30 protein-coding genes are annotated in these 26,783 nt (G+C 69.9%); 13 read left to right on the top strand and 17 right to left on the bottom strand.

Going from position 1 to position 26,783, the window contains the following annotated elements:
* Positions 1-294 precede the first annotated feature (294 nt).
* The 11 genes from ACXDC7_RS07095 to ACXDC7_RS07045 all read right to left on the bottom strand — a co-directional run bounded on the left by ACXDC7_RS07095 (position 295) and on the right by ACXDC7_RS07045 (position 9,397).
* Positions 295-723, bottom strand: a complete 429-nt coding sequence (locus ACXDC7_RS07095) for a DUF7878 domain-containing protein (protein WP_459221660.1) — start codon at positions 721-723, stop codon at positions 295-297.
* 2 nt (positions 724-725) lie between these two features.
* Positions 726-1,307: a hypothetical protein gene (locus ACXDC7_RS07090; protein WP_459221659.1), complete on the bottom strand. Its 582-nt coding sequence runs from the start codon at positions 1,305-1,307 to the stop codon at positions 726-728.
* Positions 1,308-1,668: 361 nt separating this feature from the next.
* Complete coding sequence (locus tag ACXDC7_RS07085) at positions 1,669-2,220, bottom strand: RNA 2'-phosphotransferase (protein WP_459222807.1); 552 nt, start codon at positions 2,218-2,220, stop codon at positions 1,669-1,671.
* Positions 2,217-2,498 (bottom strand): hypothetical protein, encoded by a 282-nt coding sequence (locus ACXDC7_RS07080; protein ID WP_459221658.1) that lies wholly within the window; start codon positions 2,496-2,498, stop codon positions 2,217-2,219. The genes ACXDC7_RS07085 and ACXDC7_RS07080 overlap by 4 nt, the downstream gene beginning before the upstream one ends.
* A 24-nt stretch (positions 2,499-2,522) precedes the next feature.
* Positions 2,523-3,074, bottom strand: coding sequence for a hypothetical protein (locus tag ACXDC7_RS07075; RefSeq protein ID WP_459221657.1), 552 nt, complete (start codon positions 3,072-3,074; stop codon positions 2,523-2,525).
* Positions 3,074-4,594 (bottom strand): RHS repeat-associated core domain-containing protein, encoded by a 1,521-nt coding sequence (locus ACXDC7_RS07070; RefSeq protein ID WP_459221656.1) that lies wholly within the window; start codon positions 4,592-4,594, stop codon positions 3,074-3,076. The genes ACXDC7_RS07075 and ACXDC7_RS07070 overlap by 1 nt, the downstream gene beginning before the upstream one ends.
* Before the next feature lie 152 nt (positions 4,595-4,746).
* Positions 4,747-5,016, bottom strand: coding sequence for a hypothetical protein (locus ACXDC7_RS07065; protein WP_459221655.1), 270 nt, complete (start codon positions 5,014-5,016; stop codon positions 4,747-4,749).
* Positions 5,013-5,561, bottom strand: coding sequence for a hypothetical protein (locus tag ACXDC7_RS07060; RefSeq protein WP_459221654.1), 549 nt, complete (start codon positions 5,559-5,561; stop codon positions 5,013-5,015). Before ACXDC7_RS07060 ends, ACXDC7_RS07065 begins: the two co-directional genes overlap by 4 nt.
* A 284-nt stretch (positions 5,562-5,845) precedes the next feature.
* Positions 5,846-7,009: a 5-(carboxyamino)imidazole ribonucleotide synthase gene (locus ACXDC7_RS07055; RefSeq protein ID WP_459221653.1), complete on the bottom strand. Its 1,164-nt coding sequence runs from the start codon at positions 7,007-7,009 to the stop codon at positions 5,846-5,848.
* A 41-nt stretch (positions 7,010-7,050) separates the two neighbouring features.
* Entirely contained in the window at positions 7,051-7,968 is a 918-nt protein-coding gene (locus tag ACXDC7_RS07050) for a carbon-nitrogen hydrolase family protein (protein WP_459221652.1), read from the bottom strand.
* Between the two features lie 121 nt (positions 7,969-8,089).
* Positions 8,090-9,397, bottom strand: coding sequence for an MFS transporter (locus ACXDC7_RS07045; RefSeq protein WP_459221651.1), 1,308 nt, complete (start codon positions 9,395-9,397; stop codon positions 8,090-8,092).
* 110 nt (positions 9,398-9,507) lie between these two features.
* Here ACXDC7_RS07045 and ACXDC7_RS07040 point away from each other — a divergent pair, with 110 nt between their 5' ends.
* On the top strand, positions 9,508-10,410 hold the full coding sequence (locus ACXDC7_RS07040) for a LysR family transcriptional regulator (RefSeq protein WP_179444191.1): 903 nt from the start codon (positions 9,508-9,510) through the stop codon (positions 10,408-10,410).
* An 8-nt stretch (positions 10,411-10,418) separates the two neighbouring features.
* Here the strand turns inward: ACXDC7_RS07040 and ACXDC7_RS07035 are convergent, their stop codons facing one another.
* From ACXDC7_RS07035 to ACXDC7_RS07025, 3 genes are all read right to left on the bottom strand, one after another.
* The gene (locus tag ACXDC7_RS07035) at positions 10,419-10,913 is read right to left on the bottom strand and encodes a GtrA family protein (RefSeq protein WP_343045843.1); all 495 of its coding nucleotides are present in this window, start codon (positions 10,911-10,913) and stop codon (positions 10,419-10,421) included.
* Positions 10,914-10,936: 23 nt separating this feature from the next.
* The gene (locus ACXDC7_RS07030; protein WP_459221650.1) at positions 10,937-11,434 is read right to left on the bottom strand and encodes a PH domain-containing protein; all 498 of its coding nucleotides are present in this window, start codon (positions 11,432-11,434) and stop codon (positions 10,937-10,939) included.
* A 241-nt stretch (positions 11,435-11,675) separates the two neighbouring features.
* Complete coding sequence (locus ACXDC7_RS07025; protein ID WP_459221649.1) at positions 11,676-12,488, bottom strand: biotin--[acetyl-CoA-carboxylase] ligase; 813 nt, start codon at positions 12,486-12,488, stop codon at positions 11,676-11,678.
* 45 nt (positions 12,489-12,533) lie between these two features.
* Here ACXDC7_RS07025 and ACXDC7_RS07020 point away from each other — a divergent pair, with 45 nt between their 5' ends.
* Genes ACXDC7_RS07020 through ACXDC7_RS07010 form a run of 3 tightly spaced genes read left to right on the top strand, consistent with a single transcriptional unit; the run spans position 12,534 to position 14,991 of the window.
* The gene (locus tag ACXDC7_RS07020; protein WP_459221648.1) at positions 12,534-14,105 is read left to right on the top strand and encodes an acyl-CoA carboxylase subunit beta; all 1,572 of its coding nucleotides are present in this window, start codon (positions 12,534-12,536) and stop codon (positions 14,103-14,105) included.
* Positions 14,106-14,132: 27 nt separating this feature from the next.
* Positions 14,133-14,363 carry an acyl-CoA carboxylase subunit epsilon gene (locus ACXDC7_RS07015; protein ID WP_459221647.1) on the top strand — a complete coding sequence of 77 codons (231 nt, stop codon included), beginning with the start codon at positions 14,133-14,135 and terminating at the stop codon, positions 14,361-14,363.
* A gap of 43 nt (positions 14,364-14,406) precedes the next feature.
* Entirely contained in the window at positions 14,407-14,991 is a 585-nt protein-coding gene (locus ACXDC7_RS07010; RefSeq protein WP_218843684.1) for a helix-turn-helix domain-containing protein, read from the top strand.
* Here ACXDC7_RS07010 and ACXDC7_RS07005 read toward each other — a convergent pair.
* The gene (locus ACXDC7_RS07005; RefSeq protein WP_459221646.1) at positions 14,972-15,748 is read right to left on the bottom strand and encodes a DUF1028 domain-containing protein; all 777 of its coding nucleotides are present in this window, start codon (positions 15,746-15,748) and stop codon (positions 14,972-14,974) included. The two genes, ACXDC7_RS07010 and ACXDC7_RS07005, sit on opposite strands and share 20 nt — an antisense overlap.
* A 115-nt stretch (positions 15,749-15,863) precedes the next feature.
* Here ACXDC7_RS07005 and ACXDC7_RS07000 point away from each other — a divergent pair, with 115 nt between their 5' ends.
* The 6 genes from ACXDC7_RS07000 (at position 15,864) to ACXDC7_RS06975 (ending at position 22,389) form a co-directional block, all read left to right on the top strand.
* Positions 15,864-17,405: an ABC transporter substrate-binding protein gene (locus tag ACXDC7_RS07000; protein WP_179444198.1), complete on the top strand. Its 1,542-nt coding sequence runs from the start codon at positions 15,864-15,866 to the stop codon at positions 17,403-17,405.
* A 10-nt stretch (positions 17,406-17,415) separates the two neighbouring features.
* Entirely contained in the window at positions 17,416-18,414 is a 999-nt protein-coding gene (locus tag ACXDC7_RS06995) for an ABC transporter permease (RefSeq protein ID WP_179444199.1), read from the top strand.
* Positions 18,411-19,322, top strand: a complete 912-nt coding sequence (locus ACXDC7_RS06990) for an ABC transporter permease (RefSeq protein ID WP_459221645.1) — start codon at positions 18,411-18,413, stop codon at positions 19,320-19,322. Before ACXDC7_RS06995 ends, ACXDC7_RS06990 begins: the two co-directional genes overlap by 4 nt.
* Complete coding sequence (locus tag ACXDC7_RS06985) at positions 19,319-20,989, top strand: ABC transporter ATP-binding protein (protein ID WP_459221644.1); 1,671 nt, start codon at positions 19,319-19,321, stop codon at positions 20,987-20,989. Before ACXDC7_RS06990 ends, ACXDC7_RS06985 begins: the two co-directional genes overlap by 4 nt.
* A 99-nt stretch (positions 20,990-21,088) precedes the next feature.
* Positions 21,089-21,760, top strand: coding sequence for a DUF937 domain-containing protein (locus ACXDC7_RS06980; RefSeq protein WP_459221643.1), 672 nt, complete (start codon positions 21,089-21,091; stop codon positions 21,758-21,760).
* Positions 21,757-22,389 carry a Maf family protein gene (locus tag ACXDC7_RS06975; protein WP_459221642.1) on the top strand — a complete coding sequence of 211 codons (633 nt, stop codon included), beginning with the start codon at positions 21,757-21,759 and terminating at the stop codon, positions 22,387-22,389. Before ACXDC7_RS06980 ends, ACXDC7_RS06975 begins: the two co-directional genes overlap by 4 nt.
* On the opposite strand, the gene ACXDC7_RS06970 is transcribed toward ACXDC7_RS06975, so the two are convergent.
* Both ACXDC7_RS06970 and ACXDC7_RS06965 read right to left on the bottom strand, forming a co-directional pair.
* A complete protein-coding gene (locus ACXDC7_RS06970) occupies positions 22,382-22,870 on the bottom strand; it encodes a hypothetical protein (protein ID WP_179444204.1) in 489 nt (162 codons plus the stop codon). The genes ACXDC7_RS06975 and ACXDC7_RS06970 overlap by 8 nt on opposite strands.
* Positions 22,871-22,895: 25 nt before the next feature.
* Complete coding sequence (locus ACXDC7_RS06965; protein WP_459221641.1) at positions 22,896-23,333, bottom strand: hypothetical protein; 438 nt, start codon at positions 23,331-23,333, stop codon at positions 22,896-22,898.
* Positions 23,334-23,369: 36 nt separating this feature from the next.
* Here ACXDC7_RS06965 and ACXDC7_RS06960 point away from each other — a divergent pair, with 36 nt between their 5' ends.
* Genes ACXDC7_RS06960 through ACXDC7_RS06950 form a run of 3 tightly spaced genes read left to right on the top strand, consistent with a single transcriptional unit; the run spans position 23,370 to position 26,542 of the window.
* On the top strand, positions 23,370-24,386 hold the full coding sequence (locus tag ACXDC7_RS06960; protein WP_459221640.1) for a decaprenyl-phosphate phosphoribosyltransferase: 1,017 nt from the start codon (positions 23,370-23,372) through the stop codon (positions 24,384-24,386).
* Positions 24,383-25,759 (top strand): FAD-binding protein, encoded by a 1,377-nt coding sequence (locus ACXDC7_RS06955; RefSeq protein WP_459221639.1) that lies wholly within the window; start codon positions 24,383-24,385, stop codon positions 25,757-25,759. The genes ACXDC7_RS06960 and ACXDC7_RS06955 overlap by 4 nt, the downstream gene beginning before the upstream one ends.
* 27 nt (positions 25,760-25,786) lie before the next feature.
* Positions 25,787-26,542, top strand: a complete 756-nt coding sequence (locus tag ACXDC7_RS06950; protein ID WP_179444207.1) for a decaprenylphospho-beta-D-erythro-pentofuranosid-2-ulose 2-reductase — start codon at positions 25,787-25,789, stop codon at positions 26,540-26,542.
* Positions 26,543-26,783: the final 241 nt, after the last annotated feature.

The following is a 26,783-nucleotide window of genomic DNA, read 5'->3' as shown; positions in this document are numbered from 1 at the left end:
CACGGCTCGCCGCGGCAGAATCAGGCGACACTCGCTGAAGCGGCCCCACGATCGTGCGGTAGCTGTCATCGAACTCGAGAGCGAGCTCGTCAGCGAGATCTGCAACCCCCAACGAAGTGAGGTACTCGATCTGATCAGGCGCGGGTGCCGCGAGGTGTCGAAGCGCGGCGGCAAACGCCAGGAGGTCAGTCGGGATCGTCACCGGATTATTCCTCCCACGGGTCCATTCAGGCCGACGACTCTCCAGTATGCGTCCGGCCCGTGATGCCCGCGCCCCGGATGGCGACCAGCCATCTACACATCGTCGGCCCCCAAGACGTCTTCGACCTCGACCCCAAGGTTTTCGCGAACCCACTGATCAACGGCTTCGATGAAGCGATAGCAGCCCGCCTCGACCGCGGGGAGATCGAGCTCCGTTACAGCGATGTCGTCCTGGTGGATCGAGCCGGCCCTCCAGCGGCCAGAAGGCTGCTGTCGGAACCAGATGAGGCCCGGCTCGTCCGATTCCATTGAAATGAATTCAAAGTCGCTGTCCGCGCAGCGGAGCCAAGACGCCAATGCGTGGCGCAACTCGACAACTGGGAACATCGGTTCGCTGTAGACCAGCCGATCCCCGACTGCCAATTGAAGCGTGCCCTCGACGCCCAGGAGTAAGTCGAATTTGTTGCGCGCTGAGTCGCGCCTGAACGCTGTGTCGCTGAAGCTGAGCGAGATGGTGGCCATCGCTACTTCACCGGGTAGGCGGTGATGATGCGGGCATCGTTCGAGACGACAACCTTGACGAAGGTCTCGCCCCTCGTTCCGAGGATCGAACCCATGTTGGTTCGCACGATGAATCGGTCGGTCGCCGTCCCAGCGTTGGGCAGGAAACTTGCGCCTTCAGATCTCAGCCCGCCCGCGACGGAACCGTTGATGTCGACGCCCTCGGCCCACTTGTTCCAGCGACCACCCGCGCCAGGCAGGTGCTTCGCAGAAACTGACCAATCATCAATGTTGTCCGCCGCGCGGAAGGCCGAGTTCGACGACTCTGCGAGACGCGACGCCCCGTTTGCGGGACCACCGGTAGCCACCACAGTTACGACCTGTTGGCCGTCGTTTCCTAGCCGCTGACCTGCGATGATGTGTTCCGGGGGCCCGACGGCTGGCTCGACCACAACGCCGGAAGCTCCGACGCGAGTTTCAGCCCCGGCGGTGGTTGCGGCGGACGCAGTGGCGCAGCTCAGCAGCGTGACCACGACCGCGACGATAGCGGTCAGGAAAGGAAGCACCCAGCTCCATGAGGTCGGCTGCCGGGTGTGGGTGTCCATGGCGTCAGTGTTCCAGCGCCGAGCCGTGCTCAGCGGTAGCGACGTGGCGGCGGCCCGGTGATCGCGGCGAACAGGTCCTCGATGGCTCGCACGGTCGGCGCCCACTCGCCTGCGTTGAGCAGTTCGTTCTTGCGGGCCAGGCCAGCCAGGTGCTGGACCTCCGCGCCTTGGCCGTCGCGCTCACCGTCTCCGCCGACGAGTTGGTCTTCGACCCCGAGGAACGCGGTCCCAAGACGAGTCCCTGCGACTCCACCTTGCTGCGCTCGACCAGCTCGACCCCGACGAACGGGCAGGCATCCGCGCTCTCATCGAAGGTGCACTGCTGCGCCACCAAGCACGGCGGCTCGCGCAAACCAGCTGACTACGCCGCCAGACTGATGAACTGCGCGGGGACGGTGTCGGCAAGCCAGACCAGCTCGTTGCCCTCGTAGAACCTGGTCCCAGCCGTCTCGGCCGCGATGGCATCGATCACCAGCACCACTGGGCTGGCGCTCTTGCGCCGGCCCACCCTCGTGGCGGTCTCGCGATCCACCGACAGGTGCACGAACTGGCGTCCCATTGGCCGCAGCCCGTCGGCCTCGATCAAGGCCCAGGTCACCGGCGCCGTGCCGTGGAACAACTGCGCGGGCGGTCTCGCCGGAGTCCGTCGAATCTGACCGGGAACCGAATGGCCGTAGAACGCTCGAATCCGGCCACCATCGATCTCGTGACGGCGTTTCGTCCCGCTCGCGATCATCCGCTCCAGCGCATCGCGGTTGACCGCCTCCCAGCCGCCACCCTTCTCGCGCAGTGCATCGAGCAGTTGGTCGATCGGTGCCCAGCCTTCCTCGTCCAACTCGAGCTCGTAGAGCCAGGGCTCGTGACGCAGGGCATGAGACACGGCCCGGCTCAGGTCGACGTCGCTCAGAGTCACGGCGCAGCTTCCTCCGGCAGCCACTCGACGTCCTCGGCCGCGACCTCGTAAGCGCCGGCACCGTCGAGATAGATCAGGAAGTGCCGGATCTTCCAGTGACCCCAGGTCTCGCTCGGCTCGGCCGCGAGCAACTCACCGATCCACTCGGAGACGAACGCGGCCCCAAGAACCCCACTCTGCGGCTCAAGCTCGAAGCCGTCGACCAGTTCACCCCCGAAGAGCAAGAACACGTCGCCGCCTTCATCGAAGGCGCCCTCCTGCGCCACCACGCCCGCCAAGCCTGCAGCGGACAAGCCAGCTGATCAGGCGATCGCCGCCCCGCCAGTCACCTGCCCGGTCGACAGGTCGACGGCGAAGTCACGTGGCTCGTCGTCGCCAGGATCAGCAACTCCCCTGAGCCAGCCGTCGCTGGCCTCATCCACGCGCAGCCCGTCGACCGCGATCCGCGGAGTGGTCCACTGGACGCCGTTCCTACCAACCGCCGTGATCGCCCAAGGCGTCACGAGCAGGAGCATCGCCTCGTCCACCAACTCCTCGGCGGCCACCACCGGGCCAGGCGTTGCAACAACCTCGAACACTTCCGGTTCAAGTACGTCTCCCAAGAACGCGGTTCCACGTTCGACAACGCAAAGCCCGGTCGGGCTCGGCGTTCCCAAGAGCCCCGTCAGCGCGCGGCGGCCTGGATCGGGACCGGCAAAAGAAGCAGTCCACGCCGGCTCTCCCCATGGCTCGACGGCCACCACGACGGCACGCGACCCGGCACCCTCGGCCGCGAAGACCTGGTCTGGAGTCGCGGCCGCGTAGTCCACGACCGCGACGTCGAACTCCGAGACGAAGTGACTGTTCGTAATCATCAGTAGTCCGAGCGGAAGAATCGGTGCATGATCAGCTCGGTTCGGCTACTCACGGACGGTCTGGTGAAGATCTCGTAAGTGCCCGCGCGACCGTTCAAGTAGCCGGGCAACCCGTACTGGATCGAGTCGTTCCCGAGGTTCGGTTTCACCTTGTTGAAGTAATTCGGAACGACCGTCCTGTTGCCCTGGGAGAAGATCGTCTCGTCGAACGACCCAGGGAAGTTGTGGAACGGCCCCGGCTCGTCCGCCATCCGCTGGAGAGCGCGGCTCGAGTAGATCTTGTTCGACGCCGACGCGACATCGTCTGCTGCGTTTGCGGCGCGTGTGGTTGACGTGGCGACGCGTGTGGCCCGCACGCCCCACGCCCCGCTCCGGGCGGCCCAGGTGCCCGCTCGAGCGGCGCCCCCACCGGGGATGAGCAAGGTGAGCGCGGTCAAAGCGATCTCACGCTGGAGTTCTGAACACGCATACGGATCGTCAGCATTGCCACAACCAGCACTCACATACGGCCGGTTCTCCGGATTGTAGGTATTGGCCCACGCCACCGGCGTCACCCCACCGTTACGAGACTTCGCAACCTCGTACCGATCAGGATGCGGATGAGCCCACGTCCCGCGCCGGACCGCGCGCCGACCACTCGGGATCTGACGCGACCAACCCTCGGTCAACGACTGCCGCTCCCCGCGGCGGTGGTTCGCATACGCCCGCTCAGACCGGGCCTTGGCCACCCGACTCCGATAACTGCGATACGACTTCACCGCCCCCGCTCGGCCACCACGAACATGACCCAACACGAACGCGTTGTACTCCCCACCCGACATCTGATCCGGCCGCAACCCCGTCGGGTCCGGCTTCGACACCGGATTCCCATTCCCATACCCGTAGGCATTCCACTGACCCGGATCAGCAGGATCGATCACCGGATCCGGGCTCAGGAACCGCCCACTCCCCGGGTCATAGTCGCGCGCACCAATCCGCACGATCCCCACCTTCGAGTCGACAGTGCCATCAACAAAGCCCCGATTCGTGCCCAAGGTCGTGGGCGCACCGCGAACCTCCCCATAGGGGTAGCTGCGCCGGGTAGCAAGCTGCTCATCACTGTTACGAATCTGCCACCCCACCGTGTTGTTCAGATCCGACCACAACGTGAACACATTCGCCGCACCCTGACCAGTCCGTACCGCCACGGTCTCACCGTTGAAGATGTAGTGCCGCACCATGCTCTGGGTGTTGGTCGCCCGATTCAATGTCAGCTCAACGCCGTCGAACAGATACAGCGTGGTCGCAGTAGCATCGCGCCGGATCAACGGCTCCCTTTCGGCGGTATCGACATAACTCACCGTGGTCGTGCCCTGAACGATCTTGTCCAGCCGGCCCTCCGCGTTGTAGCTCATCGTCTGGGCGTTCCTGCTCGCCCCCACCAAGATCGACGGTTGGCTGGTTCGATTTACGGTGTTCCCGGAACCGTCATAGCTGAGATTGCTGGTCTCGACCGGCTTCGCCGGCGCAGCGATCGTCATCGAGCTTGGGGCGTGTGGACGAGATGCGCCCGGTTCGGGATGCTGCCAGGTGATCGTGGTCGCCCCGGCGCCGGAGGTCTTGTCGATCTGCGCGGTGCAGCACCCCGAAGATGGCACAGAATGAGCCGGTGACTGCCGCCAGACGCGACAGATCACGTGGCGCCGCCCGACTCGAGTCGCGCCAGCTGGGCGGCCGGGTCCCAGCCCTCCGGCCGCGGATGCAATGGCTCGCTGTCCCACGGCATACCGCGCTCGATCCACAGATGCCGCCAAGAGTCGTAACTGTAGCCAAGGTCGTCGTCGGTGACGCCGAACTCGAAGCCGCAACTCCAGCAGATCTCGTACGACCCGCCGCTCTCGGTTCGGGGCTCCTCGGAGAGTTCCGGGTATCCGCAGACGGGGCAGGTGTGTAGGTGGGTCATTGGAGGACTCCTGGCTGCCGGCTCCAGCAAGTGGGGCTGGTTGGCTTGAAAAACGTCTTCGTCATCCCGTTCGGGGCGAACGACCCGAAGGTGTTGGTGGCGGAGTCGAACATTCGGATCGTGCCGTCAGGGGTGATCTTGGTCGGGATCTGCTGCGCGCCGCCTCGTTGGAAAAACTCGGACGCCATCGAGGCATAGTCATCAGCCGACTTGGCGCCGAAATCAGCCCCGTGACGCGCGAAGTGGTCATCCAAGGTCTTGAGATTCGCCCAGCTGTCCTTTGTGGGCAGCCGTATGATGTCGCCCGCGCCGTTTGCGGCGCGTGTGGTTGACGTGGCGACGCGTGTGGCCCGCACACCCCACGCCCCGCTCCGGGCGGCCCAAGTGCCCGCTCGAACGGTGCCCCCACCGGGGATGAACAAGGTGAGCGCGGTCAACGCGATCTCACGCTGGAGTTCTGAACACGTATACGGATCGTCAGCATTGCCACAACCAGCACTCACATACGGCCGGTTCTCCGGATTGTAGGTATTGGCCCACGCCACCGGCGTCACCCCACCGTTACGAGACTTCGCAACCTCGTACCGATCAGGATGCGGATGAGCCCACGTCCCGCGCCGGACCGCGCGCCGCCCACCCGGAATTTGACGCGACCAACCCTCGGCCAACGACTGCCGCTCCCCGCGGCGGTGGTTCGCATACGCCCGCTCAGACCGGACCTTGGCCACCCGACTCCGATAACTGCGATACGACTTCACCGCCCCCGCTCGGCCACCACGAACATGACCCGACACGAAAGCGTTGTACTCCCCACCCGACATCTCCACCCCTAGCCCCGCTCGGCAGGATCACCCATCAGGTACCCGGCGGCGTGCCGGGCGCGGCGGCGTACCTGCTCAAGATCATCACCGTAGGCGTTCACGTGCCCGACCTTGCGGCCCGGGCGCACCTCCTTGCCGTACAGCTCCGCGCGCAGCTCGCGGTCCCGGGCGAAACAGTGCAACAGCGCCGACACCAGATCCGGCTCGCTTCCGCCGAGCACATTGCCCATCACGGTCCACGACTCGCGCGCGGCGGGATCGCCGAGCGGCAGATCGACCACCGCGCGCAGGTGGTTCTCGAACTGCGAGGTGACCGCCCCGTCAATGCTCCAGTGCCCGGTGTTGTGCGGGCGCATCGCCAGCTCATTGACCACAACCGAACCGTCGCGACGCTGCATCAGCTCCACCGCCAGCACCCCGACCACACCAAGATCATGAGCAATCCCCAGCGCGAGCCGCTCCGCACCCACGGCCTGCTCCTCGGTCAGCCCCGGCGCCGGCGTGGTGGTCTCGACGCACACCCCGTCACGCTGGACCGACTCGCTGATCGGGTACGCCGCGGCCTGGCCCGACGGGGAGCGCACCACCAGCGCGCTCAGCTCGCGCTCGAAGTCGACGAACTCCTCCGCGACAACCTGCACCCCCTCGCCCAGCCCGGCGAACGGCTCGTCCGCGACCTCGGCCCCGTCCAGCTTCCACACGCCCTTGCCGTCATAGCCCCCGCGGGATGTCTTGGCGATCACCGGCCAGCCGTGCTCGTCGCCGAACGCGCGTAACTCACCCGCATCCGCCACCACCCGCCAGGCCGGCACGGGTACGCCGAGGGCGGTCAGCCGCTCCCGCATCACCGCCTTGTCCTGCGCATGTACCAACGCGTCCGGCCCGGGCCGCACCGCCACGCCGGCCGCCTCCAACTCGCGCAGGATCTGCGTCGGCACGTGCTCGTGGTCAAAGGTGATCACATCGCAGCCCTCGGCGAACGCACGTACCGTCGCTGGATCGGTGTAGTCGCCCACGGTCACGTCGGCCACCACCTGCGCGGCGCTCACGTCCGGCCCCTCGGCCAGCAGGCGCACCCGCAGCCCGAGCCGGATCGCGGCGGCGTACATCATCCGCGCCAACTGGCCGCCGCCGATGATGCCGACGACGAACGGGCGTACCGATTCACTCACGGCCGCTCAGCCTAGCCGCCGCCGGCCGTCGGCCGTCGGCCTCAGTCGAACCTGACCCCGTCGCGCGGCCGGCTGTCGACGACGAGCTCGAACACGTCGGGCCGCGCGTAGTGCCCGACCGGGTCGAAGTCGAGATGCCGTTCGGTCTTCGCCGCGAGGTCGATGTCGGCGAAGAGCACTTCCTCGGCGTCGAAGACCGGCCCGGCCAGCACCTGCCCACCCGGATCGATGATCATGCTCCCGCCGCGCATCAGCACGTCGCCGTCGGCCTCGTACTCGACCCGGTAGTCCTCGCCGAAGTCGGCCCGGGTCAGGTATTGGCATGCCGACAACACGAACACCCGCCCCTCGAGGGCGATGTGGGTCATCGTCGCCTGCCAGGTGGGCCGGTCGTCGGCGGTGGGCGCACACCAGATCTGCACTCCCTGGGCATACATCGCCTGGCGCAGCAGCGGCATGTAGTTCTCCCAGCAGATCACCGCACCCAGGCGCCCGGCCGGCGAGTCGACCACGTCGAGCGTCGAGCCATCGCCGAAGCCCCACACCAGCCGCTCCAGCGCGGTCGGCATCAGCTTGCGGTGCATCCCGACCAGGCCGGCGCCCGGATCAATCATCAACGCGGTGCAGTAGAGGGTGTTCCCGCGCCGCTCGATCACGCCGATCACCGTGAACACACCGGACTCCCCGACCAGCTCGACGAGCCGCGCGACCTCCGGGCCGTCCACGGCGACGGCCGCGTCGGCGTAGCGCCGGTAGAGCTCGCGACCCTCGGGCGAGCGCGCCCCGACGACGCTGCCGAAGGTCGATCCCTTCGGGTATCCGCCGATGAATGCCTCGGGGAAGACGGCCAGCTCGGCCCCGCCGGCGGCGCACTCGCGCAGCAGGTCCGCGGTCTTGTCGATGGCGGCGGCGGAATCGAACGGCACGGATCCGGCCTGCACGACGGCTACACGGGTCATTGATCGGCTCCTCGGTCGATGATGCGGATGAATGGGGTACGCCGGGCACGTGCGGCCATGATCGCTCGGGCCATGATCACTCGGGCCATGATCACTCGGGCCATGATCACTCGGGCCATGATCATTCGGAGATGTCCCGGCGCAGGGTCTCCGGCAACAGCGTCGCCAACACGATGCCGGCGAGCAGGGCCACCGCGACCAGGTAGCCGGCCGGCGCGAGCGAGTTGCCGGTGAGCCGGATCAGCAGCGCGGCGATGAACGGGCCAGGGCCGGCGAGCAGCGCCAACGCGATGTTGTGGCCGAGCGCGGCCCCGCTGGAACGGATCGATGCGGGGAACACCTCGACCAGCAAGACGACGTTCATCACACCGGCCATCGCGACGAGCACACCGAGCACGACCAGCCCGAGCAGGACCAGCGGGAACGAACCCGTGTCCCAGAGCCAGAAGATGGGCAGGCCGAGCAGCACCAGCCCGGCGGCCGAGGCGAGCACGACCGGTCGCCGACCGATCCGATCGGCGATCATACCGATCAGCGGATTGACCAACACGTAACAGCCGAGGCCGATCGAACACGCCAGCAGGGCGTCGAAGCGCGCCATCCCGACCACGCCGGACAGGTGATTGTTGGCGTAGGTGATCAGGTAGTACAAGCTGACGCCGAACAGCGCGGAGAACGTCAGGGCGAGCACGAACGAACGCGCCACCGCGTCGGCCCGCAGGGGCGCGGTCTCCCCCGCCGCGCGGCGCGCGGCGACCTGCTCGAAGACCGGCGTCTCGCCGAGCCGTCGCCGGATGTAGATGGCCACGACGGCCATCACGAACGACGCGAGGAAGGGCAGGCGCCAGCCCCACGCCGCGACCTGCTCCGCGGACAGCGTCGCGGTCAGCAGCGTTGCCAGAACGGTGCCGGTGAGGAAGGCGAGGCCCGCCGTGGTGGTCAGGATCGTCGCGGTCCGGGCCCGCCGGGTGCCCGGTGCACTCTCGATCAGGTACGCCGCGGCGCTGGACCACTCGCCGCCGACCATCATGCCCTGCACCAGCCGCAGCACGACCATCAGCGCGGGCGCCCAGATCCCGATCTGGTCGAAGGTGGGCAGCAGGCCCATCAGCGCCGTGGCCACCCCCATCCCGAACACGGTGATCACGAGCACCGCGCGCCGGCCGAGCCGATCGCCGAGCGGCCCGAGGACGAGCGCCCCGATCGGGCGGGCGAGGAAGCCGGCGGCAAAGGTGGCGAGCGAGGCGAGCAACGAGGCGCTCGGATCGTCGGAGGGAAAGAACTGCGCCCCGATGACGGCGGCGAAGTAGCCGTAGATGGCGAAGTCGAACCACTCCATGAAGTTGCCGATGCCGACGGCAAGGCCGCGTTTGCGCAGGTCCACGCCGGCGCTCGCCGCGGTGGGCGACTGGGTGCTGGCCTGATTCATGATCACTCCGGCTCCGGTGCCGGCCTCCTTGCGGACCGAAGCTAGGTACCCGGGACGGTCACCGACCACCAGTAGTAATGACTACAGTGGGCATCATCAACGTCATTGATTTGAGGCGGGTCGATCTCAACCTGCTGGTCGTGTTCCACGTGCTGATGCGCGAGCGGCACGTCACGCGCGCCGCCGCCACCCTGCAGATCAGTCAGGGCGCGGTGAGCGCCGCGCTCGGGCGCCTGCGGCGTACCTTCGACGACGACCTGTTCGTCCGCACCCGCTCCGGGATGCAGCCCACGCCCCGGGCGCTGGAGCTGGCCTCGCGGATCGGTCAGCCCCTGGGCCAGATCGCCGGAGCGCTGTTCGGCGACGAGGTCTTCGAACCGCAGGCATCGCGGCGCACCATGATCATCGCGCTCTCCGACGACCTCGAGGCCTGGCTCGCACCGCGCCTGCTCGCCGCGGCCGGCCAGCGACAGTGGAGCGTGCGGTTCACCTTCCGACAAACCAATTCCCACCTGTGGCGCGATGCCCTGGCGAACCCGCGGGTGGACGCCGTCATCTGCGCCGACCCGGGCAGCGTGCCCGCCGCGTACCAGCGCCGCCCGCTGTTCTCCGGCTCCTACAGTTGCCTCTACGACGGCGCGCGGCTCGGCATCTCGACGCCGCTGTCGCTGCGGGACTACGTCTCCTTGCGCCACGTCCGGATCTCCTACGACGCCCAGCGCGGCTTCGTCGACGATCTGCTGGACGCGATGGGCCACGAGCGTCCCGCGATCGGCTCGTTCACCCACTTCGCCGGCGTGCTGACGTCGCTGCGCCGCACCCCGACCGTGGCAACGCTGCCGAGCTTCGCCGCGCACGAGTTCGCCCATGCCGCCGGCCTCACCGTCAGCCCGCCGCCGATGCCGATGCCGAGCTTCGCGATCACGCTGCTCTGGCGCGTCGCCGACGAGGGCGATCCCGCACATCGGTGGCTGCGCGACCTGATCGCCTCGATCCCCTGGCCCGGCGCCTGAACTCTCGCTCAGATCAGCCGGAAGATCACGAATCGCTGGACCACGAAGTTCACCGCGGTCGCGACTCCCTGGGCGAAGACGAAACAGATCACCTGGGTGGGCACCTCGGCCCCGTGCCCGAGCGCACGCAGCACCAGCGGAAAGGTCAGCGAGTACAGCCCGACCTGCAGCGCGAACGTCAGCGCATACAGCGCGACCACCGCGGCAAAGCGCCGCTTGCTCGGCTCGGCCCGGAAGGTCCAGCGACGATTGATCAGGTACGCCGTGGTGGTGCCGAGCACGAACGAGACCGCCTTGCCCGCCGGCTGGCTGAACCCCAGCAAGTGGGTCAGCGCCAGCAGCGTGCCGAAGTCGACGACCGCCGACAGGCCGCCCGTCACCACGAACCGGACGAGCTGCGTACCCAGCGGCGCCGCGCTCCCCCGCTCCTCCAGCGGCAGCTCGATCGGCTGCGGCAGCTCGGCGGGGTGCGGGTCCTCCGCGGCCTGGGACGGGTCGGTCACGGGCGGTCAGCGTACCCGCCGGATCACCAGCGGGCGGGCATCGCGGGCAGTTGCGCGCGGCACAGCTCGTCCAGCACGAGCTGCACCCGCCGGATGTCCGGGACGTGGGAGATCTGCAGCGGCAGCCCGTCGAACGTCGTCAGGCGCAGCCTGCCGCAGCCCAGCAGCCGGTCGCTGAGGGTACGCCGGTAGCCGACCTCGCGGATCCCGCGCAGCGCGATCACCCGGCCGACCCGGCCGAACACCCCCCGGCGGGTGAGGATGCGCTGGTCGGTGAACACATAACGAGTGGTACGCCAGTGCAGCAGCGGCCGCAGCACGAACAGCAGCGACGCGCTGCCCAGCACCGCCGCGAGCACCCAGAACAGCTCGGGCCGATCGTCCGGGATCGCGCGCAACCCGGCGCCGAACAGCGCGGCGAGGATCAGCAGCAGGATCACCGGCCAGGCGATCACCTTCGCGTGCGGGCGCAGCGTGACGATCTCCTGTTCCCCCGCCGCCAGCCAGCGCCTGCCACCCACGGCCCCCATGCTGACACAGCGCGGGCGCGCCGCCAGTCGAGACCAACGCTCGTTGAGCCTGTCGAGTCCCCACAACCACCAGCACGCCATCACCCAACACCCAGCACGCCATCACACAGCACCCAACCGCCGTTATCGACCACTCGCCAGAGTTCTGGCCACCACGCTGCCCCCGCCACAGCCGAAACCCCGACGAGTGGTCACTTTCGGCGCGAGACCTGCCGAGATGCCGGTGGTGCGGCTATTCGCCGGGGCGAAGGTGCACGATGTCGCCGGCGCCGAAGGCGCGCGGGCCCGCGACGGTGTGGACGACGATGCGCCCGCCGGCGTCGACGCCGGTGGCCTCGCCCTCGGCCGGCGGCGCGCCTCCCGGCAGTTCGACCCGGACCCGGCGCCCGACGGTGTCGCTCAGCGCGAGGTAGTCCGGGCGCGGATCCGCGCCGTCGTCCCAGCGGGCCAGCCGCGCGGCGAGGTCGCCGAGGATCGCGGCCAGGACGTCGGTCGGGTCCGGAGCGGGTATGTCGGCCGCCGCCGCGGCCAGGTCGAGCGAGATCGCCGTGGGCACGGGCAGCTCGGCGGCGGTCATCGTGGTGTTCAGGCCGAAGCCGACCACGCTGGCCGGCCGCTCGCCCGGCACCCGTTGGCCGAGAATGCCGCAGACCTTGCGCCCGTCCAGCAGCACGTCGTTCGGCCACTTCAGCCGCGCCGCGAGGCCCGTCGCCTCCCGGATCCCGGTCGCCACGGCGAGCCCGACGATCATCGACAGCCACCCCCAGTCCTCGACCGGGCGCCGCGGCGCCAGCAGCACCGAGGTCGCGACCGAGGTCCACGGCGGCGCCGTCCAGGCCCGGGCCAGTCGACCCCGCCCGGCCGTCTGGTGCCCGGCGATCAGCACGGCCCCGGGCGCCGCGTCGCCGACCGCCGCGGCGGCCAGCAGATCGGCATTGGTGGAGCCGGTTCGGTCGACGACGCTCAGCTCGGGCCAGGCGCTCGCCGACAGCGCGGCGCGCAGGCGTACCGGGTCGACGACCGCCCCGGGCGGGGATGCTGACACGGCCGCGAGCCTAGCCCGGGCGGCCGAACGCTAGGGTCCGAGTTTGTGGAACCAGATCTGCACACGACGGCCGGCAAGCTCGTCGACCTCGACCGCCGCATCGACGAGGCCGTCCATGCCGGCTCGGCCAAGGCCGTGGAGAAGCAGCACGCCCGGGGCAAGCTGACCGCCCGCGAGCGCGTCGAACTGCTGGTCGACGAGGACAGCTTCGTCGAGATCGACGAGCTCGCCCGGCACCGCTCCACCAACTTCGGCCTGGACAAGAACCGGCCCTACGGCGACGGCGTGGTGACCGGCGTCGGCACCGTCGACGGCCGGCCGGTGGCGATCTTCTCCCAGGACGTCACCGTCTTCGGCGGCAGCCTCGGCGAGGTCTACGGGGAGAAGATCGTCAAGATCATCGACTTCGCGATGAAGACCGGCTGCCCGCTGGTCGGGATCAACGAGGGCGGCGGGGCCCGGATCCAGGAGGGTGTCGTCTCGCTCGGCCTGTACGCCGAGATCTTCCGTCGCAACACCCACGCCTCGGGCGTGATCCCGCAGATCTCGTTGATCATGGGCGCTGCGGCCGGCGGCCACGTCTACTCCCCCGCCCTGACCGACTTCATCGTGATGGTGGACAAGACCTCGCAGATGTTCATCACCGGCCCGGACGTGATCAAGACCGTGACCGGCGAGGACGTCACGATGGAGGACCTCGGCGGCGGGCGTACCCACAACGCCACATCGGGCAATGCGCACTATCTGGGCGCGGACGAACAGGACGCGATCGACTACGTCAAGGAGTTGCTGTCCTACCTGCCGCAGAACAACCTGGCCGACCCGCCGCGCTTCGGCGACGAGACCTCGCCGGAGCCGACCGAGGCCGACCTGGCGCTGGACACGCTGATCCCGGACTCGCCGAACCAGCCCTACGACATCCACGACGTGATCTCCGCGGTCGTCGACGAGGGCGAATTCCTCGAGGTGCAGCCGCTGTACGCCGAGAACATCGTCTGCGGCTTCGGCCGCGTGTCCGGCCGCAGCGTCGGCGTGGTCGCGAACCAGCCGACCAAGTTCGCGGGCTGCCTCGACATCGGCGCCTCGGAGAAGGCGGCGCGCTTCGTGCGTACCTGCGATGCCTTCAACATCCCCGTGCTGACCTTCGTCGACGTGCCCGGCTTCCTGCCCGGCACCGACCAGGAGTGGAACGGGATCATCCGCCGCGGAGCGAAGTTGATCTACGCCTATGCCGAGGCGACGGTGCCGCTGATCACCGTGATCACCCGCAAGGCCTACGGCGGCGCCTACGACGTGATGGGCTCCAAGCACCTCGGCGCCGATCTCAATCTCGCCTGGCCGACCGCGCAGATCGCGGTGATGGGCGCCCAGGGCGCGGTGAACATCCTGCACCGGCGCACCCTCGCCGAGGCCGACGACCCCGACGCCCGCCGGGCGGAGTTGATCGACGACTACGAGACCCAGCTCGCCAATCCCTACATCGCTGCCGAGCGCGGCTATGTCGACCAGGTCATCCACCCGCGGCGGACCCGGCTGGAGATCGCCCGCGCGCTGCGACTGCTGGAGACCAAGCGCGAGCAACTGCCACCGAAGAAGCACGGCAACATCCCGCTCTGAACCACCCCGCCCGCCGAGAGGTACGCCATGACCGACGACACCGCCAAGATCGAGTTCCGGGGCAACCCCACGCCCGAGGAGGTCGCCGCGGTGATCGCGGTGCTCCGGGCGCTGCCCGCCCGCGGTGATCGGGCCGGTGATGATCGCGACGGGTCCGGCGGTTGGGCGCGGCGCTGGCGGTTGGCCGGCTCGCCGCTCACCCGCGACGCAGCTTTGTCGCCCGGTCCGGGGTCGTGGCAGGCTGTCGGCAGACCCTGATCCGGGCCACCCGACGACCCGGCAGATGACCCGAGGGAGCCGCGTGAGCGAAGAGGTCGACGCCGTGACCGTCGCCGACCTCGGCGCCGTCATCCGCACGACGCGCAAACGGCTCGGCATGAGCGTGGCCGACCTCGCCACCCGCGCCGGCGTGAGCTTCGGCCTGGTGAGCGAACTCGAGCGGGGCAAGGGAAATCCGTCGTTCTCCTCCCTCAGCCGGCTCGCGGCCGCACTGGACATGCCGTTGGCCGCGCTGGTCAGTCCGCGCGCCGACGACGCGATGGTGGTACGCGGCGACCAGCGCACCCACATCCCGGTGGCGCCCGGCACCCCGGCGTCGATGCGCGTCGTCCGGGAGCTGTTGACCCCGCGGACGGCGCTGGTGATCCAGCTCATCCGATCGACCCTGCCGCCGGGCTTCTCCAACGAGGAGCAACCGTTCCGGCATCTCGGGACCGAGGCGGTGACCGTCGAGAGCGGGGTGCTGATCGTCGTGCACGGCGAGCGGCGAGTGCGGCTCGCCGCGGGCGATTCGATCACCTACCCGTGCTCGGTGCCGCACTGGTGGGCCAACGGCGACGATGGCGAAACCGTCGTCCTCGGGGCGGTCAGCCCGATCGAGCCCTGAACACGCCGCCGAAGCTCCGGGCGAACTCTTCGGCCCGGTCCGCGCCGTGGCCGAGCCGCAGCGCCAACAGCCGGGCGAGCTCGCGTACCGGCTCGGCGTGATCATCGACGCGCAGGTCGATGATCAACTCCGGTGGCTGCAGCAGTCGCTCGGCGGGCTCGGCGACCACGATGGCCGCGGACTGCCGCCCGCGCAGGTCGCCGCCGGCTGCTTCGGCGGCGCCCGCCGCGGCGAGCAGCCGGATCGCGAGCTCGGCCGCGCCACCCGGCACCCCGCGATCGGGCGAACCCCCCGCATCGACCGGGCCTGTGTCCGACTCGTCGGCGGCGGCCTCGCGTACCAGCGAGAAGGCGTCCGGGTCCGGGGCCGCGAAACCGTCGACCAGACCGCGCAGAACGGCCGGGCCCGCCAGCAGGTTGCCGACCGCGACCACGCCCCGCTCGGCGAGCGCCCCCGCCCACGATCCGCAGCGCTGCCCGGTGAAGTGCGCAGTGCCGCCGTCGCGAGCGAGCGCGGCCAGTTGCCGCCAGGCCGGGTCCGGGTCGGCGCCGACCGCATCTGCCACGGCCGCCTCGGCCCCGGCGGGCAGGCTGCGCAGGGCGACGTCGCGAAGGCGCCGGTTCGTCCACGCCTGGCTCGCCACCACCCCGCACGTCGGGTCGATCCCGATCGTGGAGGCGCCGACCGCCAGGCTGCGGCTGGCGCTGACGGCGCCGAGCGCGCCGCCGGTCCCGGCCGCGAGCAGGGTGTAGGTCACCGGACCACCTCCGCGTGGCCGAGGCGGCGAAACCCACCCGCACCGAAACCTTGTCGCACGCCGCCAGTCTGCCCCATACTGATCAGATCATCAATGAAGTGATTGCGAGGCAGCGATGAAGCGCAGAACCCTCCTGACCGCGGGCGCGCTCGCGGCGACCGGGGTGCTCGGCGGCTGCTCCACCGGCAGGTCGGTGGATCTCGGCGGCGCCGGGGGCCCGTCGGGCGGATCCGCCGCCGGCGCGGTACTGAACGCCGCGATCGCCGGCGAGCCGGACCAGCTCGACCCGCACAAGACCACCTCCTATTTCTCCTTCGAGGTGCTGGAAAACGTCTACGACACCCTCGTCGAGCCCGACGAGAACCTCGAGCTGCAACCGGCGCTGGCCGAGAAGTGGACCACCAGCGACGACCAGTTGACCTGGACGTTCTCGTTGCGTCAGGGCGTCACGTTCCACGACGGCTCGCCGTTCACCGCCGACGACGTCGTCTACTCCTACCGCCGGATCATCGACGACAAGCTCGCCAACGCCTACAAGTTCGCCGCCGTGAAGGACGTCAAGGCCGCCGATCCCGCGACGGTCGTGATCACGTTGTCACAGCCGGCGCCGAACCTGCTGTCCAGCCTCGGCAGCTTCAAGGGCGTGGCGATCGTCAGCAAGAACAATGTCGAGTCCAAGGCGATCACCACCAAGCCGATCGGCACCGGTCCGTTCTCGCTCGCCGAGTACGTCAACGGCGACCACATCACCCTCGCCGCGAATCCCACCTACTGGGGTGGGGCACCCGGGCTGGGCGAGGTCCGCTACACCTTCGTGTCCGAAGCGTCGACCGCGCTGGCGTCGCTGAGGAGCGGCGAGATCCAGTGGACCGATTCGGTACCCCCGCAGCAGGTGCAGGCGCTCTCGACCGATTCCGGCGTCGTGCTGGGACAAGAGCCGAGCAGCGACTACTGGTACCTCGCGCTGAACGAACGCAACCAGCCGTGGAACGATCCGCGCGCCCGGCAGGCCGTGGCGTACGCAATCGACCGCGACGCCATCGTGCAGGCGGTCAGCTACGGCACCGCGCAGCTCAACCAGCTCGCGATCCCGCCGACCAGCTCGTGGTACACCGAGTACGGCACGTACCGCACGGACCTGGCCAGGGCCAAGCAGTTGCTCGGCGAGGTCGGCTTCTCCGGCGGAACGATCGATTTCATGGCCACCAGCGACTACCCCGAGACGGTCACCGTGGCGCAGATCGTCGCCGCCAATCTCGAACCGCTGGGGATCGAGGTCAAGATCCGGCAGCCGGACTTCTCCAGTTGGCTCGACGATCAGAGCGCGCACAAGTTCGACCTGCTGATGATGGGCTGGCTGGGCAACCTCGACCCGGACGACTTCTACTACGCCCAGCACCACAGCGACGGCGCGAACAACGCCCAGGGGTACTCCAATCCCGAGGTGGACAAGCTGCTCGATGCCGGCCGCACCGAGACCGACGTCGCCCGACGCAAGCAGACCTACGCCCAGGCCGCGACCACGATCGCCGACGACTGCAGCTACATCTACCTCTACAACCCCGCGGTGCTGCAGGTGTGGAGCCCGAAGCTGTCGAACTATGCGATCCGGTCCGACCGGGCGGTGCGGTTCCGGACCGCCTCGCTCGCGCCATGATCGCGCAATCATGACGGCCACCGCGACACCGACGACGGGCGCCACCCGGCGCGGATTCCCTCCCCTGCTGGGATTCCTGCTGCGCCGCGCGGCCTACACGGCGGTGGTGCTGTTCGGCGTCATGGTGGTCGCGTTCTCGCTGGTGCATCTGGTCCCCGGCGACCCGGTCCGGCTCGCGCTCGGTACCCGGTACACCCAGGAGGCCTATGATGCGCTGCGCACCGCGAGCGGCCTGGACCGCCCGCTGTGGGAGCAGTTCGTCAGCTATCTCGGCCACGCCGTCACCGGCGATCTCGGGGTGAGCTTTCGCAACGGCGATCCGGTCACCGTGATCTTGTTGAGCAGGCTGCCCGCAACCATCTCGCTCGCGGTCACCGGCCTGGCGATCGCGTTGCTCATCGCGATCCCGGCCGGGATCTTCTCCGCGCTCTCCCACGGCGGCGTGGCCGATGCGATCATCCGGATCTTCAGCCAGGTGGGCGTGTCGATCCCCGACTTCTGGGTCGGCCTGTTGTTGATCACCGCCTTCTCCGCCACCCTGGGCTGGCTGCCGTCGTCGGGCTACGTGCCGATCACCGAGGACCCCGTCGGATGGTTACGGCAGGTTGCCCTGCCCGCGGCCACGGTCGGGATCGTCGCCGGAGCGATCATGACCCGCTATGTCCGCTCGGCCGTGCTCGAGGTCGCCTCCGCGGGCTTCGTGCGCACGGCCCGTTCCAAGGGGCTCCCCGACCGGATCGTGATCGGACGGCACATCCTGCGCAACGCGCTGGTACCGATCCTGACCATCGCCGGGATCCAGCTCGCAACCGTCCTCGGCGGGGTGATGGTGGTCGAGGTCGTGTTCGCCTGGCCCGGGCTGGGCCGGCTCGTCTACGACGCGGTCGCGTCGCGCGACTACCCGGTGATCCAGGGCGCGGTGCTGCTGGTGGCCGCGATGTTCCTGCTGATCAATCTCCTGGTCGATGTGCTGTACGCGGTGGCCGACCCGAGGATCCGGCTGTCATGACCGACCGCGACCGGGGCACCGCAACCGCGGCCGTCGCGCAGGAGGCGCCGACCCGGACCCGCGCCTGGCGGCTGCTGGCCGGAAATCCGGTCACAGCGGCCAGCGTAGTGGTGCTGGTGCTCATCGTCGGCCTGACGGTGATCGGCCCGTTCGTGCTGCCGTACGGGCTGAACGACGTGGACGTCCCGAACGCGCTGCGGCCGCCGTCGGCGGCGCACTGGTTCGGCACCGACGAGCTGGGCCGCGACATCGCGACCCGGGTGATCATCGCCGGGCGCGCCTCGCTGGAGGTCGCGATCGTATCGGTGGCGATCGCCACGATCGCGGGCGTACTGATCGGGCTGGTCTCCGGCTATGTCGGCGGCGTGCTCGACGTGATCTTGATGCGCCTCGTCGATGTGATGTTCGCCTTCCCGGTGATGCTGCTGGCGCTGGCAATCGTGGCGATCCTCGCGCCCAGCAAGGCGACGACGATGATCGCGATCGGCATCGTCTACATTCCGATCTTCGCCCGCATCACCAGGGCCAGCGTGTTGTCGGTCCGGCAGGAGACGTTCGTGCAGGTGTCGCGGACGATGGGCAGCCCGTGGTGGCGAATCCTGCTGCGTCGCGTCCTGCCGAACGTGACCGGTCCGATCATCGTCCAGGTCTCGCTGTCCCTCGCGTTCGCGATCTTGTCCGAGGCGGCGCTGTCGTTCCTCGGGCTGGGCATCCAGCCCCCGAACCCGTCCTGGGGCGGGATGCTGGCCGACGCCCAGAACTTCCTCGGCCAGGCGTGGTGGATGGGCGTGTTTCCCGGCGCCGCGGTGCTGGTGACCGCGCTCGCGTTCAATCTTGTCGGCGACGGGCTCCGCGACGTCCTGGATCCCAAACAGCGCACGCTGATGGAGACGAGGAGGCAGCGATGAGCGAGCCCGTGCTGTCCGTGCGCGACCTGCGGGTGAGCATCGGCCGCCGCACGATCGTCGACGGCGTGAGCGCGGAGGTCGGCGCCGGCCAGACCCTCGGGATCGTCGGCGAGTCCGGCTCGGGCAAGTCGGTCACCGTGCTGGCCGCGACCGGCCTGCTCGACGCCCCCGGCGCGCGGGTCGGCGGATCGAGCGTCCTCTGCACGCGCGGATCGAGCGTGCTCGGCACGCGCGGATCGAGCGTGCTCGGCACGACGGGGTCCGCGGGGGTCGAGCTCGTCGGCGCGCGGCCGGCGACCCTGCGCGCGGTCCACGGCGACCGGATCGGATTCGTCTTCCAGGATCCGGCCACCTCACTCAACCCGATCCTGACCGTGGGCCAACAGATCGCCGAACCGCTCCAGGCACATCGGGGGGTGGAGCGCAAGGCGGCACTGGCCCGCGCCGGCGAGCTGCTGGAGGCGGTCGGGTTGCCGGATCCGGGCCGGCGCATCGCGAGCTACCCGCACCAGCTGTCGGGGGGACAGCGGCAGCGGGTGATGATCGCGATTGCGCTGGCCTGCGATCCGGCGTTGCTGATCGCCGACGAGCCGACGACGGCGCTGGATGTCACGACCCAGGCGCAGATCATCGACCTGGTCCGGGCGTTGCAGGCAGAGCGTGGCACGGCCGTGGTGTGGATCAGCCACGACCTCGGGGTGATCGGCGAACTCGCCGACGACGTGGTCGTGCTGCGTACCGGCGGGGTCGTCGAGCAGGCGCCGATCCTGGACCTGGTCGACCGTCCGCAGGCCGCCTACACCCGCGAGCTGCTGGCGGCCCGCCCGCGGCTGGACGACGTCGAGCTGCCGCGAGCCGACCCGGCGGCCGCCCCGCTGCTGGACGTCGCCGGTCTGGACGTGGAGTTCTCGGTACGCACGCCCACGGGCCCGCTGCGGGTGCATGCCGTGGACGACGTCAGCTTCTGCGTGCGTGGCGGTCACACGCTCGGCATCGTGGGCGAGTCCGGCTCGGGCAAGTCGACGATCGCCAACGCGCTCACCGGGCTGGTCCGGCCGCGCGCGGGCACCGTGACCCTGGCGGGCGCATCGGTGCTGGGCGCGCGGGGCTCGGCCGGGCGGGCACTGCGGCGCCGGCTGGCGATGGTGTTCCAGGATCCGTTCAGTTCGTTGGACCCGCGCGCGTCGATCGCCGACTCGATCGCCGAACCGCTGCGCGTCCATCGCCTCGGCGGGCGCCCGGCGGCGCGGGTCGCCGAACTGCTCGATCTGGTCGGGCTGCCCGGCGACTTCGCCTCGCGGTTCCCGCACGAGTTGTCCGGCGGCCAGCGCCAGCGGGTGTCGATCGCCCGGGCGCTCGCGTTGGAGCCGGACGTGATCATCCTTGACGAGTCGACCGCGTCGCTCGACGTGTCGATCCAGGCGCGCGTACTGGACCTGCTGCGCGAACTGCAGGCCGAGCTGGGCCTGACCTACCTGTTCATCGCCCACGACCTGGCCGTGGTCGCACAGATGAGCCACGAGGTGCTGGTGCTCCGCAATGGTCGCGCGGTCGAACACGGCAGCGCCGACGATGTCTTCCACCGGCCGCGGGACCCCTACACCCGCGCGCTGCTCGCCGCGATCCCGCCCGACCGCCCGCGCGCGGCCGCCGGTACACCGCGCTGACCCGTCGCCCTGTCGGCGAGCCCCGGCTCATGGCAGGCTGTCGCCAGATCCGACCGGGTCACCCCAAGGACCCGACACCAACCACCCGAGGGAGCCGCCGTGAGCGCCGTCGATGAAATCCTGAACGCCGTCCCGATCGATCAACTCGCCTCCGAGGTCGGCAGCGATCCGGCCCAGACCGAGCAGGCAGCCCGGCAGGCGGTCTCCGCCCTGCTCGGCGGGATGAGCGCCAATGCCGACGACGAGGGCGGCGCACGCTCCCTCGCCACCGCGGTGCAGCAGCACGAGAACTCCCCGGTGGTCGCCGGTGACGGCGGGACGTTCAAGCTGCAGGCGGTCGACACCGCCGACGGCGAGAAGATCGTCTCCAACGTCTTCGGCGACAACACCGAGGCGGTCGTGCAGCGCCTGGGCGGCTCCGGCGGCCAGCAGGACCTGATCAACAAGTTGTTGCCGATCCTGGCGCCGATCGTTCTGGCGTACCTCGCCAAGAAGGTGCAGGGCACCAAGTACGGCGACCTGCTCGGCCCGATCCTCGCCGGCGCCGCGGGCGGCACGGCGGTCGGCCCCCTGCAGGACATCCTCGGCCAGGTCCTCGGCGGCAAGGACCCGCAGCCGCCGGCCGGCCAGCCCGCGCCCGGTCAGCCCGCGCCGGAGCAGACCGCGCCGGAACAGACCGCACCCGAGCCGGCCCAGCAGTCCGGCCCGATCCCGGGCGGCATCCTCGGCGGCCTGCTGAACGACCTGCTCGGCGGGGGCCGGCGCAGTTGAGGCTGGTCCTCGCCTCGGCCTCGCCCGCGCGGCTGGCGACCCTGCGCCGCGCGGGCATCGAGCCGGAGGTGATCGTCTCCGGCGTGGACGAGACGGGGATCGACGCACCCACGGTGCCCGGGCTGGTCGGCGCGCTGGCCAGGCTGAAGGCCGACGCCGTGCACGAGCGCCTCGCCGCGCAGCGCGGCCCCGGCGACGACGAACCGCTGTTGATCATCGGGTGTGACTCGCTGCTGGAGTTCGACGGCGAGTCGCACGGCAAGCCGGGCGATCCGGCAGCCGTGATCGAGCGCTGGCGGCGGCTGCGCGGCAACTCCGGGACGCTGCACACCGGTCACGCGCTGACCCTGGACGACCCGGGCGGTCGGTTCGGTCCGCCCGGGGTACGCCGCCGCGACGCCGTCGCCTCGACGATCGTGCACTTCGCCGACGCCGACGACGCCGAGATCGCCGCCTACGCGGCAACCGGCGAGCCCGAGGCGGTCGCCGGCGCCTTCACGCTCGACGGGCTCGGCGGCCCGCTGATCAGCGGCATCGAGGGCGACCCGCACGCCGTCGTGGGCATCGGCCTGCCGCTGCTGCGCACCGAGCTGGCCGCGCTCGGTGTGGCCTGGCCCGCCTTCAGTTGATCATGGCGACCATCGCCAGGCCGAAGAACAGGACGGCGAGCACGAGGAGTGGCACCAGCACGGCGATCAGGCAGGTCAGGCCCCCCGTGCCGCGGTGCGGGGCGAACCCGATCCGGCTGGTCCCCCACAGCCCCGGCCGGTAATAGACGTCCACGGCCTGCCCGGGGGCGAGCTGGACCGGCAACTGCGCGGGGCCGTTGCTGGCGACGGCGTACCCGGCGGCGACGACGTGGCGGCCGGGGCTGACCGGGATCAGTTGGGTGCCCCACTCCGAGAGCTGGGTGACGCCGTCCACGGTCCAGGCGGGCCGGTAGTTGTGCGGCCCCGGTTGCAGGTGCAGGCGGATCAGGGCGCCGGTGCCGAGGCCGCGGTCCGGCACGTTCGGTGCCGGGTACGCGGGGGGCACCCCGGGCTGCGCCGCGGCGGGCTGGGGCGGCAGGTTGCCGTCGGGGCCGACGATGCCGCTGGGCTCGGAGGACATGGCGCGAGTATTTCGTCCGTCCGGGTCAGCCGTCACGCAGGCGCAGCGTGAGCGCGGTGGCCTCGCCGGCGGTCGCGCCCCCGTCCCAGCCGAATCCGGAGAACACGATCCCGCTGGCCGAGGCCGCGCGCACCTCGAATCCGGCCTCGGGCAACCGGTCGGCGAGGAACGCGATGAACTCCTCCCCGGGCGGGGCGGTGATCACGATGGTGACGACATTGGGCTGGTCGATGCGCTCGGCAAGGCGTACCCCCGCGGGCAGCGGCACCCGATCGACCGGTCCGTTGCGGAATCCGAGCTCGGCCAGGGTCACCACATCCGGCCCGAAGCTCGGTGCCGGCTGCGCGCTGCTGGGAGCGGGTCGGGACGGGGGCGCCGCCGCCGAGCAACCCGCCAGTGCACCGAGGGCGAGCACCACGCCCACGGTCGCCGCGGGGAGTCGGCGGCCCGGCGTCGATTTCACGCGGGCCAGAATAGTCACGCTACGCTCGATGCCGAGATGAGCACCGATCCGACTGCCCCGCGCCCCGGCGACGCCCCCGGCGACAGCGACCCCTCGGGGTTCGACGAGCAGCCACCCGCGCCGGGCGAGCGTCTCGTCGGGCAGACCGGCCAGGACGTCGAGGACGCCAGCCCGCGACGCTCCCGGGTCCCGGCCGCCCTGCGGGCGATGCGGCCCAAGCAGTGGACCAAGAACGTCCTGGTCTTCACCGCGCCGCTGGCCGACGGCAGCCTGTTCCAGCCGGCGGTGCTGGGCCGAGCGGCGCTGGCTTTCGTCGCGTTCTGTCTGATCAGCGCCTGCATCTATCTGATCAACGACATCCGCGATGTCGAGGAGGACCGCCTGCACCCGCGCAAGCGGTTCCGGCCGATCGCCGCCGGCGAGCTGCGGGTCGGCGCCGCCTGGGTGCTCGCCGCGATCACCGGCGTGCTCGCGCTCGTGATCGGCTTCGCCACCTCGATCCAGCTCGGCATCGTGCTGGTGGTCTACGCGGTGCTGCAGATCCTGTACTCGCTGTTCTTCAAGCACGAGCCGGTGATCGACCTGGCGATGGTCGCATCGGGCTTCCTGCTGCGCGCGATCGCCGGCGGCGTCGCGACCGACATCCCGCTCAGCCAGTGGTTCTTGCTGGTCGCGGCGTTCGGCTCGCTGTTCATGGTCGCCGGAAAGCGCTACTCGGAGATGGTCGCGCTCGGCGCGGAGGCGGGTACGCGGCGCTCGCTGGAGCGCTACTCGTCGTCGTACTTGCGGTTCGCGTGGATGCTCGCGGCCAGCGTGACCGTGATGGCGTACGCCCTGTGGGCCTTCGAGCAGACGCGGGCGAATCCGCAGTTGTGGGACATCCCTTGGGCGGTGCTGTCGGTGATCCCGCTGACGCTCGGCCTGTTGCAGTACGCCCGCGAGGTCGACTCCGGCGATGCCGGCGAGCCGGAGGACGTGGTGTTGCGGCACCGCTCGCTGCAGGTGACCGGCGCGGTGTGGCTGATCCTGGTCGCCGTCGGGGTGTTCGCGTGAGCGTGCAGGAGCTGCACGGCTTCGGCCGGGCGATGCGCACCCGCGGGCTGGTCCGCCCGGTGCGGACCGTCGATGACGCCGTCGAGGCGGTACGCGAGGCCTCCGCGCGGGCCGGCGAACCGGGCGCGCGGGGGCTGATCGCGCGCGGGTTGGGCTCGTCCTACGGCGACCCGGCGCAGAACTCGGGCGGGCTGACGCTGGATCTGACCCAGCTCAACCAGATCCTCTCACTCGACGCCGAGGCCGAGCCGCCGCTCGCCGTGGTCGAGGCCGGCGTCTCGCTGGACCAGTTGATGCGGGCGGCACTCCCGCTCGGGCTGTGGGTGCCGGTCCTGCCCGGGACCCGGCAGGTGACCATCGGCGGCGCGATCGCCGCCGACGTGCACGGCAAGAACCACCACAAGCAGGGCTCCTTCGGCAATCACGTGCGCAGCCTGGACCTGCTCACCGCCGACGGCGAGATCCGCACGCTGACCCCGGACGGCGAGGGCTCGGCCGAGTTCTGGGCGACGGTCGGCGGGATGGGCCTGACCGGGATCGTGCTGCGCGCCACCATCGCGATGCAGCGCTGCGAGACCGGCTACTTCACCGTCGACACCGACCGGACGGCCGATCTCGACGAGACCATCGACCTGATGACCCGCGACGACGACAACTACACCTACACGGTGTCCTGGATGGACGCGGTGACCAGCGGGCGGTCGATGGGCCGCGCGGTCTACACCCGCGGCGAGAAGGCCACCCGGTGCGAGCTGCCGGACAAGCTGCGCGGTGAGCCGCTGCGGTTCGTCGGGCCGAAGCTCGGCACGGTCCCCGATGTCTTCCCCAACGGGATGCTGAACAAGATCACCGGAGCGGCGTTCAGCGAGTTCTGGTACCGCAAGGCGCCGAAGCATCGCGTCGGCGAGGTGCAGAACATCACCCAGTTCTTCCAGCCGCTGGATATCTTCGATCACTGGAACCGCGGCTACGGCCCGGCGGGGTTCCTGCAGTACCAGTTCCAGATCCCGTTCGAGGCCGAGGCCGCGTTCCGGCGTACCGTCGAGATGATCACGTCGTCGGGGCACATCTCCGGGCTGAACGTGCTGAAGCGATTCGGGGAGGGCAACCGCGGGCTGCTGTCCTTCCCCCGGCCCGGCTGGACGTTCACCGTCGACCTGCCGATCAGGCGCGGCCTGGACCGGCTGGTGCACGCGCTCGACCAGGTCGTGCTGGGGGCGGGCGGCCGGCTCTACCTGGCCAAGGACTCCCGGGTCGACGCCGCGACGTTCGCGCAGATGTATCCGCGACTGGACGAGTTCCGCGAGGTCCGCTTCCGGCTCGACCCGCACGGGATCTTCGTCTCCGACCAGGCCCGGCGCCTCGGTATCTGATCATGACCACCAACCGCGAGGAGAACCATGATCGACGCAGTCGGTAACCCGAGGAACCTGTTGCTGGTCGGCGGCACGTCCGACATCGCGCTGGCGATCGCGCGCCGGTACGCCCAGACGTCGCGGCCGCGCGTGATCATGGCCGCCCGGCCGGGCGAGCGGCGTGAGGCGGCCGCCGCGGATCTGCGCGGGGTTGGCCTGGAGGTCACCGAGATCGACTTCAACGCCGGCGACCCCGGCTCGCCGGCGAAGGCGATCGCGGAGGCGTTCGCGCTGGGCGATGTCGACGTCGCGGTGGTGGCGTACGGGCTGCTCGGCGAGAACGAGCGCGACTGGACCGACCCGGGCTCCGCGCGGGAGCTGGCCGACGTGAACTACGGCTCGGCCGTCGAGGTGGGCGTGTTGTTGTCGAACGCCATGAAGGCCCAGGGGCACGGCACGATCGTGGCGCTGTCGTCCGTCGCGGGCGAGCGCGCCCGCAGGTCGAACTTCGTCTACGGCTCGTCCAAGGCCGGGTTCGACGCCTTCTACACCGGGCTGACCTATGCGCTGGCCGAGCACGGGATCAAGGTGCTCGTCGTGCGGCCGGGCTTCGTGAAGTCCAAGATGACCGCGGGCCTGAAGGAGGCGCCGCTCGCGACCACCCCGGAGGCGGTGGCCGAGCAGGTGGTCGACGGGGTGCGGGCCGGCAAGGAACAGATCTGGTCGCCGAAGCTGTTCCAGTTGGTGATGTTGGTGCTCAAGCTGGTGCCGAGGCCGATCTTCCGCAAGCTGCCGTTCTAATCATGATCTGTTGATCAAGGAAGTTCCTTGATCAGCTTCGCGAATCCGGCCAGATCCTCGACGTGGAATCCGTGGCCGGTGCGCGGGGATCTGTTGGCCCGGGTGCGGGAGAGTGTGGTGGGTGGCGACGCCGAGCGGTGATCCGGGCGCCCGTGACGCCGCGCGCGGCGTCGATTCCCGGGACAGTTGTCCACAGGTGACGACATTGGGGATCCCTTGTGGAAAAGGGCATTGCGGGCGA

Source organism: Naumannella huperziae (assembly GCF_054073625.1).
Note: the sequence above shows the minus strand (reverse complement) of the source record. Positions and strands in the feature narration are given on the sequence as shown.